Source organism: Pseudomonas sp. MM211, from assembly GCF_020386635.1.
GTDB lineage: Bacteria > Pseudomonadota > Gammaproteobacteria > Pseudomonadales > Pseudomonadaceae > Aquipseudomonas.
Genome location: NZ_CP081942.1, coordinates 2,435,005 through 2,452,959 on the forward strand (window position 1 = coordinate 2,435,005; position 17,955 = coordinate 2,452,959).

12 protein-coding genes are annotated in these 17,955 nt (G+C 56.6%); 10 read left to right on the forward strand and 2 right to left on the reverse strand.

Annotated elements, in window-relative coordinates:
- Positions 1-24: 24 nt before the first annotated feature.
- From K5Q02_RS11115 to K5Q02_RS11130, 4 genes are all read left to right on the forward strand, one after another.
- On the forward strand, positions 25-8,232 hold the full coding sequence (locus K5Q02_RS11115; RefSeq protein WP_225839180.1) for a DUF4951 domain-containing protein: 8,208 nt from the start codon (positions 25-27) through the stop codon (positions 8,230-8,232).
- Between the two features lie 331 nt (positions 8,233-8,563).
- A complete protein-coding gene (locus tag K5Q02_RS11120; RefSeq protein WP_225839181.1) occupies positions 8,564-9,286 on the forward strand; it encodes a transposase in 723 nt (240 codons plus the stop codon).
- A 77-nt stretch (positions 9,287-9,363) separates the two neighbouring features.
- Positions 9,364-9,825, forward strand: a complete 462-nt coding sequence (locus tag K5Q02_RS11125) for a hypothetical protein (protein ID WP_225839183.1) — start codon at positions 9,364-9,366, stop codon at positions 9,823-9,825.
- A gap of 153 nt (positions 9,826-9,978) precedes the next feature.
- Complete coding sequence (locus K5Q02_RS11130) at positions 9,979-10,272, forward strand: hypothetical protein (RefSeq protein ID WP_225839185.1); 294 nt, start codon at positions 9,979-9,981, stop codon at positions 10,270-10,272.
- A gap of 381 nt (positions 10,273-10,653) precedes the next feature.
- Here the strand turns inward: K5Q02_RS11130 and K5Q02_RS11135 are convergent, their stop codons facing one another.
- Positions 10,654-11,670, reverse strand: coding sequence for a zinc-dependent alcohol dehydrogenase family protein (locus K5Q02_RS11135; protein ID WP_225839186.1), 1,017 nt, complete (start codon positions 11,668-11,670; stop codon positions 10,654-10,656).
- 191 nt (positions 11,671-11,861) lie between these two features.
- Between K5Q02_RS11135 and K5Q02_RS11140 the strand changes: the two genes are divergently transcribed.
- The 4 genes from K5Q02_RS11140 (at position 11,862) to K5Q02_RS11155 (ending at position 14,707) form a co-directional block, all read left to right on the forward strand.
- Entirely contained in the window at positions 11,862-12,563 is a 702-nt protein-coding gene (locus K5Q02_RS11140) for a transposase (protein WP_225839188.1), read from the forward strand.
- 117 nt (positions 12,564-12,680) lie between these two features.
- Positions 12,681-13,061, forward strand: coding sequence for a hypothetical protein (locus K5Q02_RS11145; RefSeq protein WP_225839189.1), 381 nt, complete (start codon positions 12,681-12,683; stop codon positions 13,059-13,061).
- Between the two features lie 221 nt (positions 13,062-13,282).
- The gene (locus tag K5Q02_RS11150) at positions 13,283-13,618 is read left to right on the forward strand and encodes a hypothetical protein (RefSeq protein WP_225839191.1); all 336 of its coding nucleotides are present in this window, start codon (positions 13,283-13,285) and stop codon (positions 13,616-13,618) included.
- Positions 13,619-13,747: 129 nt separating this feature from the next.
- Positions 13,748-14,707 (forward strand): hypothetical protein, encoded by a 960-nt coding sequence (locus tag K5Q02_RS11155; RefSeq protein WP_225839193.1) that lies wholly within the window; start codon positions 13,748-13,750, stop codon positions 14,705-14,707.
- 46 nt (positions 14,708-14,753) lie between these two features.
- On the opposite strand, the gene K5Q02_RS11160 is transcribed toward K5Q02_RS11155, so the two are convergent.
- Entirely contained in the window at positions 14,754-15,719 is a 966-nt protein-coding gene (locus tag K5Q02_RS11160) for a LysR family transcriptional regulator (protein WP_225839195.1), read from the reverse strand.
- Positions 15,720-15,885: 166 nt separating this feature from the next.
- Here K5Q02_RS11160 and K5Q02_RS11165 point away from each other — a divergent pair, with 166 nt between their 5' ends.
- A complete protein-coding gene (locus K5Q02_RS11165) occupies positions 15,886-17,199 on the forward strand; it encodes an MFS transporter (RefSeq protein WP_225839196.1) in 1,314 nt (437 codons plus the stop codon).
- Complete coding sequence (locus tag K5Q02_RS11170) at positions 17,196-17,951, forward strand: class II aldolase/adducin family protein (RefSeq protein ID WP_225839198.1); 756 nt, start codon at positions 17,196-17,198, stop codon at positions 17,949-17,951. The genes K5Q02_RS11165 and K5Q02_RS11170 overlap by 4 nt, the downstream gene beginning before the upstream one ends.
- Positions 17,952-17,955: the final 4 nt, after the last annotated feature.

Consider the following 17,955-nt stretch of genomic DNA (forward strand, 5'->3'; position numbering starts at 1 on the left):
CGCTTACGCCTCGGAGCACTCTACATGGACGTTCGCAGCCCATTCTTCCAAAACATTGCCCTGATCGTCGCAGGGGTGATGTTCCTTAATCCCATCGTCACGGTGGCGGCCGAGCTGAGCCTCGATGCCCAAGCCGGCGGCAATGCCGCCATCGGCCAGGCACAGAATGGCGTGCCAGTGGTGAACATCGCCACGCCCAACGGCAGTGGTCTGTCGCACAACAAATTCACCGACTACAACGTCGGGCAGCAGGGGCTGATCCTCAACAACGGCGCCCAGGCTTTCGTACCGACCCAGCTGGGCGGCTACATCACCGGCAACCCGAATCTAAAAAACGGTGCCGCCAACGTCATACTCAACGAGGTCACCGGCAGCAACCGCAGCCAACTCAAGGGCTACACGGAAGTGGCCGGGCAGTCGGCGCACGTCATCGTTGCCAATCCCCATGGCATTACCTGTGACGGTTGCGGCTTCATCAACACCCCGCGCGCGACCCTGACCACCGGCGCCCCGGTGGTCGACAACGGTCGCCTGCAGGGCTTCGACGTCAACGGCGGCGACATCGCCATCGAAGGCGCTGGTCTCAACGCAGGTAACGTCGACCAGTTCGACCTGATCACCCGTAGCGCCAAGCTAAACGCCGAGATCCACGCCAAACGCCTGAACGTCATCACCGGCCGCAACGACGTGGATGCCGCCACTCTGCAGGCCACCGCCAAGGCCGATGACGGCAGCGATAAACCGCAACTGGCCATCGACAGCTCGGCCTTGGGCGGCATGTACGCGGGGGCGATTCGCCTGGTGGGTACCGAAGCAGGCGTGGGTGTGAAACTGGCCGGCGACATGGCCGCCAGCGCCGGTGATATTCAGATCGATGCCAATGGGCAACTGACCACCAACCGCATGGCGGCCAGCGGTGACGTCACCCTGGTGGCCGATGCCATCGAGCTCAATGCCGATACCTATGCCGGGCGCAATGCGACGGTCACTGCCGCTGGCAAAACCGTGGTTAAAGAAAGCCTGGCAGGCGGTGAGCGGGTAACTGTACAAGCGGCGCAGCTGGACAACGCCGGCATCATCGAGGCGGGCGTGCGAGCCAACGGCAGCACCAACAGCGCCGGCCATCTGCAGCTCGACGGTGGCAACGTACGCAACGCCGGTCAACTGACCAGCCATGGCACCCTGAACACCGATCTACAAAAGCTCGACAACCAGAGTGGCAAGATCACCGTGGCGGGCAACGCTACCCTCAAGGCCGAGCAGCTCGACAACCGCAGTGGCGAAGTTGTCGCCCAGCGCAACCTGACGTTCGATAACCAGACGCTGGACAACCGCAAAGGCAGCGCCCTGGCTGGCCAAGCGCTGGCGATCAAAGCTGAATCTGTCGATAACAGCGCTGGCACCCTGGCGGCTGGCGGGGCAATAGAAGCGCGAGTTGCCACCGATTTCAACAATGATGGTGGTCTGGTCGAAGCCGGCAGCCGCCTCGACATCAAGGCCGACAGCCTGAGCAATGCTGATGGCCGCTTGCGTGCCTTGGGCAGCACGGGCGAAAGCCGCTTCGATATCGGCACCCGCCTGAACAACGATGACGGTCTGCTGGAAATGGGCAATGCGGCGCTGACCTTCGACACTGAGTCGCTCAGTAACCAGCGCGGTGTCGTGCGTCACCTCGGCACTGGCGGTCTGAACCTAGACATGGAGCTGCTCGGTCAGGCCGGTGGCGAGTTCATCACCAACAGCGCAGTAACCCTGAGTGCTGAAGAGTGGGTCAATACCAGCCTGTTGCAGGCCGCCTCCATCACCCTCGATATCGACCGCCTGACCCAGACCTCCACCGGCGGGCTATTGGCAGGCAACAGCCTGATCACTGAAGGTGAAAGCTGGGTCAATGATGGTCGCATTGAAACCAACGGCCATATTGATCTGCGCCTGAGTGGCGATTACCGCGGTAAAGGCAGTCTGCTGGCCGTAGGGAATCTTGACCTGCGAGCCGACAACATGGAGTTCGGTACAGGCGCGCAGGTGCGCAGCGGCGGATATGGCAAGCTGACTGCGTTGGGCGACTTAGTGAGCCGCGGCAAGATGACTACCGGCTCTTGGTTGGCACTAGCGGCCAAATCCCTGGAGACCCGAGGAACCACCGGGGCGGCAGGCCAACTGCTCATCGTTGCTGAGAAGGTTCATAACGAAGACGGGCTGATATTCAGCGGCGGGAACCTCGAACTCCGCACTGACCAGCTGACCAACCGCTTTGCCAATATATACAGCCAAGGGAGTCTTACTCTCGTTGGTGCGTCATCTTCTAGCGCTAAGGTTCTGGAAAACATTTCTGCAGAAATCGAAAGTGCACAAGACATGCGCTTGAACGCAGAGAAGCTGCTCAATAGACGGGACGCCTTCACCGTCTCCGAACGCCTGCTCTCAGGCAGTATTCGTTATGAGTGTATTGACTGCAAAGGGCGTCATTACGATCTCTACTATTACGTATCCGAGAATTTTGAGCGCGTTGTCACTTCGGACTCAGCAGCGTCAGTCATTACAGCAGGCGGCAACTTCAGTCATGCGGGTAAAACGTTTGATAACCAGCAAAGCGTGGTGTCAGCTGCCGGCGATGTTGATATTTCAGTCGAGTCTTTCGTAAGTCAGGGGGCTTCGCAGGAGCGTGTGGTAAGGAACCGCACGTTTCGTAACCCGGGTGACTCGGAAAATAGCTCAGTTTTCTTCGGGTTGGTCGGTAGTGGTGGAGGAGTCTCTGAATACAACAAGTACAACTCGCTCTTTATTCACTCCTATCTCATTAATGGAAATCCGCGCGATGAGGGGCAGCCGCCATCTCCTGTTTCCCCCGACCGGCAAATAACAAATCGCGTAAATCCAAACTTCAATCCCGCAGCTGGATACGCAGTCCCCTCCAGAATTCTGGGCTACTCGTTGGCCAGCTCCACCGAGCAGTCGGTCAATATCGGTACGGCTGCTGACGCCATCGTCCAAGCGGGCGGCAAGGTACTCATCAACGCTGCAAATCGATTGGAAAATGGCGTAACACGTGAAAACGTCGCCTACGTCGATGGCCAACAGCAGGCTGTAGATACAGCCGTGAGCGGTAATGCCAACCCGCTGGTACTGCTCAATGCTCAGCTGCCGCCGGATCTCGCTCAAAAGGCCATAGATCCCCTCGGGCTGCCGAGCTTCTCTTTGCCGGCCGGGCAGAACGGGCTATTCAGCGTCAACACCAATACCCAACACCCTTATCTGATCGAGACCAATCCAGATTTTGCCGATTTGGCAAGTTTCCTGAGCTCCGACTACATGATCGATCGCCTGGGTGCTACGCCTGATCAGATGCAACGGCGGCTGGGGGATGGACTTTATGAGCAGAAGCTCATACGAGACGCGATCATCGCCCGTACGGGGCAGCGCTTCCTGGCCGGTATCACCAGCGACGAGCAACAGTTCCGTTACCTGATGGATAACGCCATCGCGAGCAAGGACGCGCTGAACCTATCGCTGGGTGTTGCATTGTCAGCTGAGCAGGTCGCGGCACTGACCCACGATATCGTATGGATGGAAGAGCGTGAGGTGGCGGGCCAGAAGGTATTGGCCCCCGTGCTCTATATGGCCCAGGCGAACGGCCGGCTGGCACCGACTGGCGCTCTAATCCAAGGCCAGGACGTCGCTCTGATCACCGGTGGCCAGTTGAGCAACCAAGGCACCTTGCGGGCACTGGAACTCACGGCTCAAGCAGGCAATGTATCCAACGTCGGTCTGATGGAGGCCAATGGCAAGTTGCAGCTGATGGCTACAGAAAGCATTCGCAACGCGCAAGGCGGGATAATCGCCGGGCGAGATGTCAGTGCAAGTGCACTGACTGGCGATGTGGTGAACGAGCGTACCGTTTCCACCAACACTGGCCGCATCGGTTCACAGCGCTGGCAGCAGGATTATGTCGACAACGCCGCACGCTTCGAGGCAACTGGCAACCTGGATATAACGGCAGGCCGCGACATACTCAACCGCGCGGGTGCCTTGTCCAGCGATGCGGAGATGTCGCTGGTGGCCGGTCGCGATGTCGAACTCGGTGCCGTACAGAAGGTACAGAGCAGCACGCGTGGCAACTACTACCGGGATGAGCGTATTACCCAATACGGCAGCGACCTAAATGCTGGCGGCAATCTTGAGATCGCCGCTGACCGCGATCTGAGCGTGGTGGCCAGTCGTGTTCAATCTGCTGGCGATCTAGACCTGAAAGCAGGGCGTGATTTGCTGATTACCAGCGCAGCCAATGAAAGTCACTCCTTCTCACAAAGCAAGAAAGTCACCCAGAGTCGCGACCAGATCACCCAGCAGTCGAGTGTGTTGCAGGCTGGACAGGATGTTCGTCTGGCCGCTGGGAATGACCTGGGGCTGGTCGCCAGCCGTGTGCAGGCCGGCGAAGACGTTGATCTCGACGCCGGGCAAGACGTGCAGATTCTGTCTGCCATGGACGAAAACGCCTCCTACTACTTCAAGAAGAAAAAAGGCTCCTTCGGACGCAGTAAGACCACGCAGACTGAAAGCTACGACAGCACCAACGTCGCCTCAGTGATCGAGGCGGGCAACGACCTCACAATCAATACCAGCAAGGCTGCTAACGGCGCCCTGAATCTCGATGGTGGTCGTGACGTCACCGTCATCGGCAGCCAGCTCACTGCGGGTAACGACCTACTGGTTGGCGGCACAGGCGATGTGGCTGTGCTGTCCGGTGTCGAAGAGCATGGCTCCTACTCGAAGAAAACCAAATCCGGCTTCCTCGGCCTCTCGAAGAGTGGCAGCAGCCAGCTCAAGACCAGTGCCACCCAGGTCGCCAGCGAACTGGAAGCGGGCAACGACGTGGTCATCGCGGCGGGTAACGATATTCGCCTGCGCGCCAGTACCACCGATGCAGGAAACGACGTCGAGCTGCGCGCCGGGCTGGTGAAGGACACGGGTGATATCAACCTGGTAGCGGCCAATGACGAAGCGTATAGCCGCAGCGAGTCGTATAAGAAGAAGTTCGGTCTGTCAGGCAGCGACGCAGTCGGGTTGGCCGTGGGCACGCCAAGCTGGGGTGGTGACATTGCCATCTCCAGTGCCAAGAAGAGCGGCCAGGAAAGCATCCGCTCCACCAACGTAGGCAGCCAGGTCAATGCCGAGCGCGATGCTTCGCTGATCGCCGAGCGCGATATCAATGTGGTCGGCAGCGGCGTCAGCGCGGGTCGCAATGTGCTGCTCGATGCCGGGCGTGATGTCAACGTCGTCGCAGGTAGCAGCAGCGAACAGATCACCTCGTGGAAGAACACCAAGACTGTGGGCCTGCTCCAGAGCGCCGATGGCAACGGCTTTACCACCTTCGTAGGCGCTGAAGCGCTGAAGGACAAGACCCGTACCGCCGAACAAACCGCTGCCGCCAGCCAGATCAATGCCGGGCTCGATCTGGATGTGCGCGCTGGTCGCGATATCCGGCAGCAAGGCTCGGACATGCAGGCCGGTTATGACCTGAACATGAAGGCCGGGCGCGACATTGTCGTCGATGCCGCCCGTGAACAGTCGAGCATTGAAAGAGAGCAGAGTCAGAAGCGCAATGGTACGAGCACGACAGTCAACCACAACTTCGAGCGTACCAAGGACGCGGTAAGCGGCGCTGGCAAAGGTGAAAACACGGTCAGCCAGCACTCAAGCACGCTCAAGGCTATAGATGGCGTTAGCCAATTTATGTCTGGCCCGACGTTCGATGGCCACTTGGGCAGCAGCAGCCAGAGCCAAAGTGTCAGCCAAACGGAGGTCAGTGGTCGTGGTTCCAGCCTGGAGGCTGGTAACGACATCAATATGGTTGCTGGCAACGATGTCTCTATCGACGGCAGCCGCCTGCAGACCGGGCGCGATATCAATATCAAGGGCAATGACGTTTCGATAGGCGTCGCTCGGGGCGAATACGTCGTTGATAGTGAGCAACAACAAGGTAAGGGCGGGATTAAAGGTGGAACCTCGGGTGGTTTCAAACTCGGTGTCGGTGCAAGTGCCGGTACAGCTACCCAGGAAGGGCGACAAGGTACGTCTAGCCCGAGTGAGTTGCTAGCAGGTCGGGATGTCAATCTGGACGCGAGTAATGACCTCACCCTGATCGGTACCCACGCACAGTCCGGGCGAGACATCAATCTGAATGCAGGTAACGACCTGCTCATTGGCGCGGCGCAGAACCAGAGCAGTACCGACAACGACCGGCGCAACGCGGGCGGGGAGGCTGGCGTTACTGTAGGTAGCGAAGGTTTCGGTGTTTACGTCAGTGCCAGCCTGGGCAAAGGCAAGCTTGATCGCGAAGGCGAGCAGATGCAGAACGCCTATTTGTATGCAGGGCGCGATGTGAATTTCGTCAGTGGCCGCGATACCAGCATCACCGGTGCTCACGTGGAGGGCGAGAACGTAAAAGGTGATGTGGGGCGTAATATCACTATTTCCTCTGTGCCCGATACCGGTAAAGCCTCAGGTAAGGAGTACGACGTCAGTGCCACGGTCACTATAGGCTACGGCGCTAGCGTCAGCGGCTCGGTTGGTTTCGGGGAGACCAGTGGCAAGACCGATTGGGTGAACGATCAGACGCGCGTTATCGCTCGAGATCGCCTGGACATAAACACTGCCGAACACACTCAAATCGATGGGGCGGTGATTGCTTCTGAGAGCGGCAATCTCAAGTTGGAAACCGACACCTTGGGCTTCCGCGATATTCATGGCGAGGACCGTGAGCGCAGTTACTACCTCAACGTGGGTGGCAGCTACGGTACTGGTCAGCAGGATAAGAGTCAGTCCGGTAAAGGTGAAAAAGGCCAAACTGGATGGAGTGTGGAGGGCTACGAATACGAGCGGGAGCGTGAGCAAATAGCCCGCGCCACTGTTGGTGAAGGCGAAATTATTGTACGTCGCGACGCGGAAACAGGCGGTGACTCGACCGCAGGTCTCAATCGAGACGTGGGCAGTGCGTACGAGATCACCAAGGACGAGGAGAGCCGTACTGACCTGTATGTGAGTAAGTCGTCCATCGATGCTTTGAAGAACCCTAAGGCCACTGTTAAGCAATGGGCTACAGCGCTTGCTAACTATGATGAGACGGCCAAGGAGAATCTGGGGCAAATCAGTGTTGGTCTGAATGTTAGCTACAACCGCTTGGAAAAAATTCTAGGTATCGATCGGCCTGCAGGCGCCGGGCAAGCGGGACTCGCTAATATCGCTGAAGACGGGCTCGAAGTGCTGCTGTTGAACGGCATGAAGCTCAAGGATGCCAAGGCTATTGTGGGCGATGCAGGCTTTCAGCAGAACGTACTTGCTCAGCTTAATGCGATAAATGGAATTTCCGAAGAGCAGATTCGTGAGGCCGCGTCCGCACTTGGTATGTCCGCCAAAGATATACCCGGTATAGATGAAGAAAAGCCGCAGGTAAACACAGCTTCGGATGGTCGCATTCCCGTGCTTCTGAAGCCTGATACGGTTAATCCGGCTGATCCGAATGCTTTGCAGCAGATCTTAGATCATGCCGCAAATGTTCAGATTTATATCGATAAAAACCCCAAGAATGCGCTAGCGGTTGGGATAGTAGTGGCGGGCTTGAGTGGGCCAAAAGGGATCATTCAATTTGCTGTTGAGCAAGCGTTTGCTCAAACAGATATTGGGCAAAGCATAAATAATTATCTTGACTCACTCAACGAAGCTGCGGGCAGGCTTATTGCAGAGAAAATTGAAGGATATGATTTAGAGCCCGAGACATACGAGTCTGATCAGAAACTGATCAATGGTGGTGGGTTGATTAGTAGTATTCTCACTGGATCTGTTTCTGGTAAGGGCGGTAAAACGGTAATCAGTGTAAACTCGACAACGCCTAAACCTGATATCAAAGGGAGTAATGCCGCTACTGATACTCCTAAAGGAGTAACTAATCCTGCAGTTCCTAAGCTAGATCGACCATTAGTGCCTCAAGGAATGACTCAAAGCCAATTTGGGAAAGACGTAATTGGTTGGGGGGCTAGGCCAGAGGGAGCACTCAATCGCATCGATACTATCAATCACTCAGAAGTTGCCTCAATGCAAGCGCAAGGATTGACGAAACAAATGGCTGCTCAGTGGAGAGATTTTTACTCTAATGAGTTTAATAGAAATTCAAACAATCTCACTGCTAGGAATCGTGTTGCACTCATGCAGAAGATTTTAGATAATTGGGATTGACATTTTATGAAGATAAGCTGTGTTAATGGGACGTCTGAATGTATTTTGCTTATTATCGAGCCTTGGGCTGAGGAGTATTTGCTTGAGCCTGGTGTCTCGGTTGATGTTGTTGGAGCTGGGGGGAATGGGTGTTTCGAAGTCGAATATTTCGATAAGGGCATTATTTGCTACGGATGGGAGGGTAGCGTAGTTTCAGTATATTTAAATGGTGAAGAGGTTGCACCTAGCCCGCAAGGGTAATTTGAATGCAGGAAAAGGGGACAGGAAAAGGGGACAGATTTATTTTATTGCTGATGGACTAAGCTGAAAGCCTCAATGGAAGGAGGTTGTTATGCCAAGGATGGGACGTATTGTGTTGCCGAACTACCCGCATCACGTAGTGCAGCGTGGCCATAATCGGCAGGTGGTCTTTGTCGGCGATCAGGATTATCAGCGTTACATTGATGATCTGCGCGAGTTGAAAGACGTCTTCGGGATCAAGGTCTACGCCTACTGTCTGATGACAAATCATGTCCATTTACTGCTGGCGCCCGGTGAGGCCATCGCTGGGTTGGGTCTGTTGATGAAGGCGCTGGCAGCGCGTGCCACGCGCTATAGAAATCGTCTGGAAGGGCGCACCGGCACTCTCTGGGAGAGCCGTTACAAGTCCAGTGTGGTCGAGTCAGACGCCTACTTGCTTGCCTGCTGCCGTTATATCGAATTAAACCCGGTTCGGGCCCGTATGGTTGCCGAGGCAGGTGACTACCCCTGGTCGAGTTACCAGATGCGCGCCACTGATCAAGCGGACAGTGATTGGTTGGATATTGACCCTTGCTTCATCGCACTTGGCGATACGCCTGAAAGGCGTCGTATCCGTTATATGGGGTTCATGCGCCAAGCTGTAACGTCAAGTGAAATTGAACTGATCCGGACTGCACTTCAGAGAGGGCAGTTAACCGGTAGTGCTCGTTTTGTGGATGAAATAGAGAGAGTTCAGGGACAACGGATAGAGCTACGGGGTCAGGGGAGGCCTAGGAAGTGTCAGAAAAATAAATCTGTCCCCTTTTTTCCGTAAAAAATCCAACAAAGTATGAAGCTGCTTTGGTTTGGGGTGCTAAACTTTTGAAAGATGCCGGATGTGAGGGGTTCTAAATGGCCAAAAGAATAAAGCTGGGCGATGTGTTACAGGTGTTGACTTCAGAGGGTGTATCATACGCACAAGTCACCCATAAACATCCAGAGTTTGGTTTTTTGATCCGTGTTTTTCAAGGGTTTTATAATCAGCAGCCTAAGGATTTTTCTGTTGTTGTTGCAGGTGGAGTGCAGTTTTCTGCTTTTTTTGTTGCCCAATCTGCTGTCAACCAAGGGCTTGTTTCTGTTGTCGTGAATGTTGAAATTCCTGAAGTATTGAAAAGCTTTCCTACTTTTCGTGCTAGGAATGGGGGGGCTGGCGGTTCCCTTTGGCTATGGGATGGTACTGAATTTTTTAGGCTTGAAAGAAAGCTAACGACTGATGAGCTAAAGTATCCTACTGACGGCATTATTAGTGCGCCGCTACTCGTTGAGCGTATTGAGAATGGCTATAGGGCCGAGTTTGATGAGAACTGGACATGATATATTTATAGTCGGTTTCGGGGGGCGGGGACGAAGGAAAAAGGGGACAGATTATTTATTCGCTCAGCTCTGCGGGCCAAAAATAAATCTGTCCCCTTTTTGCAGTTACAAAAAAATGGGAAACTATAACCATATTCCCATCTAGGTGATGTTATGCAGGATTATCCAGTTATAAAAAACCTACTCTGCTCTATATTTTCGGTGGATGTTGGTTTGGATGAAAGTGAGGCATTCGCTGCTTTGGGGCGTGTGCTAAATGATAAGCGTCAGAGAGAAAAAATAGAGCATGAATTGCTTGGGCTTTTTAATGATCAATCTGCTCTTTGGGTTGAGTTGCTTGATAATGACAGTTATGTTGTCTATCCAGCAGATGATAAAAGTGATGCTAAAAGCTACTTGGTGGGAATATTGTGGAATAAAGTGTTCCCAGGTGTACCGGCGCCTTAACGCCTTAAGGGAAAAAGCGGAAAAGAAAGGGAAAAAGGGGACAGATTTATTTTCCTCCTGATTGGCTAAGCTGAGGGTCTCAATTGAAGGAGATCGGGAAAAGGGGAAAAGGGGAAAAGGGGAAAAGGGGACAGATTTATTTATTCGCTCAGTTCTGCGGGCCAAAAATAAATCTGTCCCCTTTCCCCTTTCTGGCTCGCATCCAGTCCCCTTTTCCCGTACTCGGCATCTGCTTCAATGCTGACTGAGCATCAACCATTGCCGGGCAGTGGTGCTGCGAAACGTTACGGAAATTGGCGGGGAGTATCGGGAGCACCCTGAGCTAAGCAGGTAGGCGGACAGATAACTCGCCTACCTGTTTTGCTCCCGTACTAAAGTCGCTCAACCGAACTCGATCAACACCTTCCCCACCTGCTTCTGCGCCGCGAAGTACGCATAGGCGGCCGGCGCCTCCTCGAATTTGAAGGTCTTGCTGATCACCGTTTCGATACGGTTCGCTTCGGTGGCGCGTAGCAGTTCCTGGAACATTGTGCGGCTGCCATTGGCGATGCCGCGGATGGTCACGTTCTTGAGGATCAGCGAGAGGTAATTCGGAATCGGCGATTGCTGCCCAGGGGTTACGCCAATCACGGCGATGCGTGCGTTGGCGGCGACTGCCGCGATGGACTGGCCCAGGGTGTCCTGGCCGCCGGTTTCGATGATCACGTCGGCGCCGCCGTTATCCGTCAGGGCCATGAGCTGGGCGGCCCAGTCCGGATGCTGGCGATAGTTGATCGTGATGTCGGCGCCGAGCTGGCGCACGATCTGCAATTTTTCGTCGCTGGAGGAGGTGATGGCCACGCGTGCGCCGCGCAGCTTGGCGAGTTTCAGCGCTGCCAGCGAAACGCCGCCGGTGCCCAGGCAAAGCACCAGCTCGCCCGGTTTGACCTTGCACACTTCGATCAGCGCGTTCCAGGCGGTGAGGCCGGCCGAGGCCAGTGCGGCAACGTCCTGGTCGGCGAGCGAAGCCGGCACCTGAATAACCGCGGCGGCGGGTAATACGACCCGTTCGGCCAGCCAGCCGTCGTGGGATATGCCGATGTCATGGGCGAATACATCGGGGCGGAATTCACCTTCCAGCCAGTTGGGGAAATGCCCGCAGACCACGCGATCGCCAGGTTTGATGTTACTCACACCTGCGCCTACCGCGATGACATCGCCGACGCCTTCGGAGACCGGAATCCTTTCTGGTGCCTGGCGCGCGCCGTAGACACCACGCAGCAGTTGCACATCGCGGCTGATCAGGCTGACCAGGCGTGGGGCGACGAGCACTTGGCCCGGGCCTGCAATCGGGGCGGGGCGAGTGGTTGCGGTGAGGCTGTCCAGGCCTTGCTGGTTGCCGATCTGAAAGGCTTTCATGGGGATAGTCCTTGTGTCTGAATAGGTCACGCTGTGGCGCGGTGAATCGTTGCCTGGTGGCGATCGTATAGGACAGAGACCGTCTTTTCATCGCTCGGTGCGGTCGCAGGGGGAATGGATGTAAGAAAAGGGGACAGATTTATTTTTCACATGATCGACTAAGCTGAAAGCCTTAATGGAAGGAGGTTGTTATGCCAAGGATGGGACGCATTGTGGTGCCTAACTACCCGCATCACGTAGTGCAGCGAGGCCATAATCGGCAGGTGGTCTTTGTCGGCGATCAGGATTATCAACGTTATATTGCTGATCTGCGCGAGTTGAAAGACGTCTTCGGGATCAAGGTCTACGCCTACTGCCTGATGACAAATCATGTCCATCTACTGCTGGCGCCCGGTGAGGCCATCGCTGGGTTGGGACTGTTGATGAAGGCGTTGGCAGCGCGTGCCACGCGGTATAGAAATCGTCTGGAAGGGCGCACCGGCACTCTCTGGGAGAGCCGTTACAAGTCCAGTGTGGTCGAGTCAGACGCCTACTTACTTGCCTGCTGCCGCTATATCGAGTTAAACCCGGTTCGGGCCCGTATGGTTGCCGAGGCAGGTGACTACCCCTGGTCGAGTTACCAGATGCGCGCCACTGATCAAGCGGACAGTGATTGGTTGGATATTGACCCTTGCTTCATCGCACTTGGCGATACGCCTGAAAGGCGTCGTATCCGTTATATGGAGTTCATGCGCCAAGCTGTAACGTCAAGTGAAATTGAACTGATCCGGACTGCACTTCAGAGAGGGCAGTTAACCGGTAGTGCTCGTTTTGTGGATGAAATAGAGAGAGTCCAAGGACAACGGATAGAGCTACGGGGTCAGGGTAGGCCTAGGAAAGTGTCAGAAAAATAAATCTGTCCCCTTTTTCGAGAGTGCTTTGACCCTCAGGCCGGTTGAGGGTTTGAAGAAGCTATATCTTATGAAGAATGGTGAGTTTAAGGTCATCGAGGTTGCAAAATGACAATAACTATGAGTCTTGAAGTGGAGTCTGGTATCTCAATGAGGGGGATTTCTTCAGTATTATCTAAATTCGGAGCAAAAATCTCCGTTGATGGCGATGGGGTGTCAGGAAACTTTGAGGGATCTAATGCTTACTTTGTATTTCGAGAGTGTCATGGTTTTGAGGAGGTCGTGACTGAAGAAATAAATGTAAGTTGGGGGGTAGGGGTAAGAGGCGCATTTCATTGTCCGGGTAATCTTCTTGCAGAAAGTTATGATGATATTAAGCGCTTTTTGAGTTTCCTGGCTGAGAGGGAAAGCTGTAGGTTCATTCTTTCTTTTCAGTATGAAAGTATCTATGCAATTCGGGATGAAGCGGGGCTTCGCTTCATAAAGGAGATGGTAGGTTAGGGCGATTGCAGGAGCTGAGTGGGAATAGAGAAAAGGTGACAGAGAAAAGGTGACAGATTTATTTTTCACATGATAGAAAAGGGGACAGATTTATTTTCTGGCCGTAGAACTGGGCGAGTGAAAAATAGGGGCAGACCACGATTAACGCCCCACCAATCGTGGTCTGCCCCTATTTGCGGCCTATTTGTTCCCTGATTTCGAATAAGGCCAAGGAGGCCATCATGCGTTCACTACTGCTTATTCCCCTGCTGTGCTTGACCGGCTGCGCCATCACCAATTACCAGGAGGTGGCACCCGGTGAGTATCGTCTTACCGCTCACGGCAACATTTTCCAGTCGAAAGAGGCCTTACTGAAGGCCATCGACAAGAAGGCGAGCAAGCTGTGTGGTGAGCGCGGTTATGCCTTGGCGGGTCAGGGCGCGCTGAGTACGGAGCCGGTGGTGTCTTACTACAATGGCCAGCAGATCAACGCGTCGGCGGTGCTGTTGACCGAAACCGCCCGCTGTGGAAATGCCGCAAAGCTGGCGCCTGATCCGGCAACTACCGAAGCGCTATAGAACAATAGGGGACGAATCTCTCTCTGTGTGCTGCCCACGTCCTCGAAATCGCTGAGCCGTTGCAACTGTTCTGAACTGAGGTGCCGTGGCGGGGGTCTGCCGTTGCAATCCAGTAAAGGTACTACCCAAATGACCCACTTCGATGCCGACCGCCAGCGCCTGGAGCGATACGATGACCAGACCAATGAATACTTGCTGGCGATCATCACCGACGAAGACCATGCCTCGCAGATCGAACTGGAAGATGGTCAGGTCGCCTGGCGCTCGACCTTGCGGCATGACCGCCTGCACCGCGTTGTTGACGAAGCGGGTCGCGCGCATTATCGCTTCGAGGAAATCTTGCCCGAGCAAGGTGGCGAATTCCAGCTGGTCAGCTTGATCGCCGAAGGCGGTCGGGGTGCGGAATTCTCCGAGTTGGTGATGTTCGGCAAGCGCCTGCTGACCTTCGACGACCGCACCGGTCTAGTCTGCGAGATACGCGAGCACAACCAGCTGATCCCGCGACAGATCCTCATGACCGGCAGCGGCGATGAACGCTTCAAGGGCTTCAAGAGCGAATGGGCCACGCTCTGGGGCGATCACTTGGTAGTCGGTAGCCACGGCAAGCGTCCCGAGGAGGAGTGGGTGAAGGTGGTCGGCCGTGACTACGGCCTGCAGAGCATCGATTGGCAGGATCGTTATGCACTGATCCGCGAAGCGCTGGGCGTGGGCGAGCAGGGGTACGTGATCCATGAGGCGGCTGAATGGCATCCGTACCGACGCCAATGGCTGTTTTTCCCCCGCAAGGTATCTACCGAGCCCTTCGATGAGGAGGTCGACGGTCGCGAGAGAGGTAGCAACAAGCTGGTAATCGCCAGTGAGGATTTTAGCGACATTCAAGTGCTGGAGATTGGTGAACGAGTGCCCGAGCGCGGCATTTCCTCGTTCAAGCTGGTACCCGGCCACCCCAACGAATGCATCGGCCTCAAGAGCGTGGAGATCGGTGATCGCACCGAGAGTTACCTGTTCTGCTTCAACCTCGACGGTGAAATTCTCACCGACGACCTGTTCATCGGTGCCTACAAGTGCGAAGGGGTGGAATTTCTCTAGTCGGTGCGCAAGGCTGATGCAGGCGGTGTTGCCCCTGCATCGCTGCTCAAAACCGATCCTGCAACTCCGTCGCCCGCAACGCTTGCTCGAAGCGCTCCAGGAAGATCGCTTCGGCGTGGGTGCGTTTCTGGTCGCGGTTCCAGAGCAGGTAGACGTCCACGTCGATGACACCTTCGGCAGGCGGCAGGCGCCAGACTTCGCCGGCTTGCACGTCCTTGGCGACGATATGTTCCGGCAGGCAGCCGATGCCATAGCCGGCGGCGACCAGGCGGCGTATTTCGTCGAGGCTGGGCGAGGAGGCCACGATGCGGCCGGTGAAGCCCTGCTGATCCCGGAATATGGTCAGTGGCGAGAGGTTGCCGCCGATCTGGTCGCTGGTGAAACTGACGAAGTTCTCGCTTTGCAGGTCGCCGAGTTTCAGGTTCTTGCGCCCGAACAGGGGGTGGCGCTTGCCGCAGAAGAACGCATAGCGTTGCTTGAGCATCACCCGTTGTTCCAGGCGTGACTGCGGCGTTCGGCACAGGCTCAGGCCGAAGGAGGCGGTTTTCTGCAGCAGCGCGCTTACCACGTCGGAGCTGCGCAGCACGTCGAATTCGAACTCGACCCTGGGGTAGTCGACATGGAAGTTGGCCAGGAAGTCGTCGTAGAAGCTCGACTGGATGCGGCTGATCATCAGCATGCGGATCTTGCCGGCAACGTTTTCCTCTGGGGCGTCCAGCGCCGGGCCGAGGCGCGAGACGGTGCCGTAGAGTTCGGCAGCGATCTGCATGACTTCCTCGCCGGCCCTGGACAGCGCGATGCGTGGGCCACTGCGAATTACCAGGGCGCTTTCCAGCTGTTCCTCGAGGCGTTTGAGGGCCTGGCTGACGGCTGGCTGGCTCAGGTGCAGGCGGGCTGCGGCGCGGCTGATGCTGCCTTCCTGGCCGATCACCAGGAAGGTGCGCAGCAGGTTCCAGTCCAACCGGTCGTTGAGGAAACGACGGGCCTCGGGGTTGCGGTGGCCGGGGTTCATGGGTGTTCGATTATCCGTATTGCTTATACTTGAGTATTGATATTAGAAGCTTTGCTTAGCATAGGGGCGGGGGCATGATCTGGCAATGCACCGCCAGAGTGCGACCGATCCCGCACCTGGGATGTGCTTTTTCTCCTGCCTATAAAAACGAATCCGGGAGCTTGCGATGACTACACCCACCTCCACGCCGCGCCGTGCCGCGGCGGCCGCCTTCATCGGCACCACGATCGAGTTCTACGATTTCTACATCTACGCCTTCGCCGCCGCGCTGGTGCTGGGGCAGCTGTTCTTCCCCAGTGACAACGCGGTGCTGAGCACCATGGCCGCCTTCGCCACCTTCGCTGTCGGTTTCATCGCGCGGCCGTTCGCTGGGGTGGTGTTCGGTCATCTCGGGGATCGTCTCGGGCGCAAGAAGATGCTGCTGTTCACCATGGTGCTGATGGGCGTGGCGACCACCTGCATCGGCCTGCTGCCAACCTACGCCCAGGCCGGTATCTGGGGCCCGATAGGTCTGGTCGCGCTGCGCTTCCTGCAGGGTATTTCGGTGGGTGGCGAGTGGGGCGGCGCTGTGCTGATGGCCAGCGAGCACGCGCCCAAGGGCCGCAAGGTGTTCTTTGCCTCCTTCGCGCAACTGGGTAGCCCGGCTGGCCTGCTGCTGGCGCTGATCGCCTTTCGCGCCATCAGCGAGATGGATCAGGACGCGCTAATGAGCTGGGGCTGGCGTGTGCCGTTCCTGCTGAGTGGCGTATTGATGATGGTAGGGCTGTTCATCCGCTTCGGTGTTCCCGAGTCGCCGGAGTTCGCTAAGGTCAAGGAGCAGAAGCAGACCTCCAAGAGCCCGGTCAAGGATGTCATCCGCCATAGCTGGCGGCAGATCCTGTTCGCCGCTTTGGCGGTGACCATCGGTTCCGGCGGGTTCTTCTTCACCAACACCTTCATGATCACTTACGTGACGCAGTATCAGGGCATATCCAAGTCGACCATTCTCGACTGCCTGTTCCTGGTGACCATTCTGCAGTTCCTCTCCCAGCCGTGTTCGGCACTGCTCGCCGAGCGCTTTGGTGAGGGGCGCTTCCTCAAATGGGTGGCGGGGCTGTGCATGCTGGTGCCGTACCCGATGTTCATGCTGGTGCAGACCGGTAACCTCATCTACATGACGGCAGGTATCGCCCTGGCCGTATTGCTGTTGGCGGCGCTGTATTCGGCGATCGCCGGCTACATGGCCGAAGCCTTTGCAGCGCAGGTGCGTTACTCCGGCATTTCGATTGCCTATCAACTGGGCAGCGGCCTGACCGGTGGTTTGACGCCGCTGATCGGCACCTACCTGGCCGGGCAGTACGCCGGGCAGTGGTGGCCGCTGGCGCTGTTCTTCAGCATCCTCGCGCTGATGTCGCTGGTTGGCGTCATCGGCCTGGCCCACCTGCGCGCCAGCGAGCGGCAACCCGTCAGCCTGACCAACCCGGAGGCCGTTACCCCATGAGCAAACCCAATACCCTCACCGAGGTCGAATGGCAGGCCCGCTGCGACCTGGCCGCGCTGTACCGGCTGGTCGCCTACTACCGCATGACCGACCTGATCGACACGCACATCACCCTGCGCGTGCCAGGGCCCGAGCATCACTTTCTGATCAACCGCTATGGCGTTGCCTTCGAGAAGATGCGCGCCAGCGATCTGGTGCTGATCGACCTGCACGGCAATGTCGTGGATCGTCTGGACGGCCAGGGTCGGGTCAACGCGGCCGGCTTTGTCATCCATTCGGCGATTCACGCTGCACGGCCGGACATGCAGTGCATCGTGCACACCCACACCGCCGCCGGAATGGCCGTGGCTGCCCAGCGTGACGGCCTGTTGCCGCTCACTCAGCATGCCCTGAAGTTCTATGGCAACCTGGCGTATCACACCTATGAAGGCATCGCGCTATCGCTGGATGAGCGTGCTCGCTTGGTCGCCGACTTGGGCACGCACAACGCGATGATCCTGCGTAACCACGGCTTGCTGGCCGGCGGTCAGAGCGTGGCGCATGCCTTCCACGAGATCTATTTTCTCGAGCGTGCCTGCCAGGCGCAGATTCAGGCGATGGCGGCAGGCGTGGCGTTGAACATCCCCAGTGAAGAAGTGTGCCGGCATACCGCGGCGCAGTTCTCCCGCGATGGAGTCGAGGGCATCATTGACCTGGCCTGGCAGGCCGCCCTGAGCCTGATCGACGATCAGCGCAACGATTGGTGCAGCTAGGCTC

What these genes read in the sequence shown, in the direction of transcription:
- K5Q02_RS11120 (WP_225839181.1), top strand. Translation starts at nt 8,564, where the DNA reads ATGCCAAGGATGGGACGTATTGTGTTGCCGAACTACCCGCATCACGTA.
- K5Q02_RS11140 (WP_225839188.1), top strand. Translation starts at nt 11,862, where the DNA reads ATGCCAAGGATGGGACGCATTGTGGTGCCTAACTACCCGCATCACGTA.
- K5Q02_RS11150 (WP_225839191.1), top strand. Translation starts at nt 13,283, where the DNA reads ATGCGTTCACTACTGCTTATTCCCCTGCTGTGCTTGACCGGCTGCGCC.
- K5Q02_RS11170 (WP_225839198.1), top strand. Translation starts at nt 17,196, where the DNA reads ATGAGCAAACCCAATACCCTCACCGAGGTCGAATGGCAGGCCCGCTGC.
- K5Q02_RS11115 (WP_225839180.1), top strand. Translation starts at nt 25, where the DNA reads ATGGACGTTCGCAGCCCATTCTTCCAAAACATTGCCCTGATCGTCGCA.
- K5Q02_RS11165 (WP_225839196.1), top strand. Translation starts at nt 15,886, where the DNA reads ATGACTACACCCACCTCCACGCCGCGCCGTGCCGCGGCGGCCGCCTTC.
- K5Q02_RS11125 (WP_225839183.1), top strand. Translation starts at nt 9,364, where the DNA reads ATGGCCAAAAGAATAAAGCTGGGCGATGTGTTACAGGTGTTGACTTCA.
- K5Q02_RS11155 (WP_225839193.1), top strand. Translation starts at nt 13,748, where the DNA reads ATGACCCACTTCGATGCCGACCGCCAGCGCCTGGAGCGATACGATGAC.
- K5Q02_RS11145 (WP_225839189.1), top strand. Translation starts at nt 12,681, where the DNA reads ATGAGTCTTGAAGTGGAGTCTGGTATCTCAATGAGGGGGATTTCTTCA.
- K5Q02_RS11135 (WP_225839186.1), bottom strand. Translation starts at nt 11,670, where the DNA reads ATGAAAGCCTTTCAGATCGGCAACCAGCAAGGCCTGGACAGCCTCACC.
- K5Q02_RS11160 (WP_225839195.1), bottom strand. Translation starts at nt 15,719, where the DNA reads ATGAACCCCGGCCACCGCAACCCCGAGGCCCGTCGTTTCCTCAACGAC.
- K5Q02_RS11130 (WP_225839185.1), top strand. Translation starts at nt 9,979, where the DNA reads ATGCAGGATTATCCAGTTATAAAAAACCTACTCTGCTCTATATTTTCG.